This window comes from Arenibacter sp. F20364 (assembly GCF_023015905.1).
Lineage (GTDB): Bacteria > Bacteroidota > Bacteroidia > Flavobacteriales > Flavobacteriaceae > Arenibacter.
The window spans coordinates 1-1,434 of the sequence record NZ_JALKBD010000100.1 but is presented as its reverse complement, the minus strand read 5'-3'; the positions used below and the strand labels follow the sequence as shown (position 1 = coordinate 1,434).

1 protein-coding gene is annotated in these 1,434 nt (G+C 54.0%); it reads right to left on the bottom strand.

Annotated features, from left to right (window positions below):
• Nucleotides 1–1,434, bottom strand: a 1,434-nt coding sequence (locus tag MWU84_RS23860; protein ID WP_246906509.1) for a SprB repeat-containing protein, incomplete at both ends; no start/stop codon positions are given.

The following is a 1,434-nucleotide window of genomic DNA, read 5'->3' as shown; positions in this document are numbered from 1 at the left end:
GGTCTGCATGGTAAAGCATCCCCTATCGGAGGTTACGGTTATGTCGTAGTTACCTGCGGTGAGACCTGTGAACAGGTTAGTGTTCTGTGTGGTCGGCGGATTTGTACCGTCGTTGATGGTAAAGGTATATGGCGGGTTGTCGTTGGAAGCATCCAGGATGACCTGAATGGAACCGTCGGCACCCCCGTTACAGGATACGTCCTCATTGGTATATGTAAATACTACCGGTGTAGGGGTTTCCAAGAAAACGGGCACCTGGGCGTCACATCCGGATCCCGAGGTATCGTAAACGATGGCGGTATAATTGCCCGGAGCCAGAACGTTGAATACGTTGGAGGCCTGACGGGCTCCTCCGGTTAGGCTGTTGCCAATGGAATTCAATAGGTCGTACTCATAGTTGCCTGCACCTGCCCCACCGCTTGCGGTGATGGTGATCACCCCGTCGTTGGCGATACATGAAGGCTGTGCGGTTGCCACTGCAGCCGCGCCCAATGGGGGCAGTATGTCAATGGTATCGGTCACGGTACACCCGTTGGCGTCACGCACGGTCACGGTATAGGTTCCCGGGGCGGATACTGTAAAAGTGCCGCTGCTCTGGAATCCGTTCCCGATGCTGTATTTTATTGGAGCCACACCGTTGCCTGTTGCGGTAAAGGTATAGGATGTCCCGTTGGAGGTACACTGGTCGTCGGCATAGGCCGGAAGGCTTAACGTCGGCATAGGATCCTCAGCTATAACGACATCGATCATATGGGTACAGTCCATGGCATCCTTCACCCAAACGTCCCAGTTAAGGTTGGTGGCCGGGTCAAGTATGGCACTGGCACTTGCGGTATAATCCCCTGGGTTTACAACTGCACCGTCCTGTACGAAGGCATAGGTATATCCGCCGTTCCCACCGCTGGCGGTAACGGTCACCTGGGCACCGATGTTACAGTTGGCGTTGATATTGTTCGTTTCCACAAGGTTCAAGTCGGCTGCTGGCGATACAATGGTCACCGTATTGGAGGTATCATCACAGAACGGGGTATCGGTAGCGGTAAGCACCACATAGAAGTTTCCTGCGGGCAATCCTGAAATGGTCCTTGGGTTGGCGGAGGTATCGGAACTTATAACTGCGGTTACGCTTGCGCCACTGCTGTCAAAGACCTGGTAATCGTAATTGCCCAGATAGTTGTTCACCTGTATCTGCAATTCCCCATCGGAGTCCCCATAACAGGTCACCGGGGTAAGGGCGGTGGCCACTACTTCTATCAGGTCGTAGGGGGCAACGGTGTACGGCGCAGTTGTGAAATAGCAACCGGTAACATTGTCTGTGACCCTAAAGGTATAGTCCCCCGGGGCGGTCAATGTAAAGTCGGCCGTTTGGCTTATCAGACTCTGGGAAGGACCTCCGGGTAAAAGTTCAAAAGTGAAGTCGCCCGATCCACCCGT